Genomic DNA, 255 nt, shown 5'->3' on the forward strand with positions numbered 1-255 from the left:
CGGTCGCAAGATTAAAACTCAAAGGAATTGACGGGGACCCGCACAAGCGGTGGATGATGTGGATTAATTCGATGCAACGCGAAAAACCTTACCTACCCTTGACATGGCTGGAATCCTCGAGAGATTGAGGAGTGCTCGAAAGAGAACCAGTACACAGGTGCTGCATGGCTGTCGTCAGCTCGTGTCGTGAGATGTTGGGTTAAGTCCCGCAACGAGCGCAACCCTTGTCATTAGTTGCTACGAAAGGGCACTCTA

The 255-nt window shown here is 51.0% G+C and carries 1 rRNA gene; it reads left to right on the plus strand.

Features of this window, described 5'->3' with window-relative positions:
• Window positions 1-255 (plus strand): 16S ribosomal RNA (locus MRBLMS1_RS24665); the annotation flags it as partial.

Origin of the sequence: Massilia sp. LMS1-1-1.1 (assembly GCF_040815535.1) — a bacterium.
Classification (GTDB): Bacteria; Pseudomonadota; Gammaproteobacteria; order Burkholderiales; family Burkholderiaceae_D; genus Janthinobacterium; species Janthinobacterium aestuarii.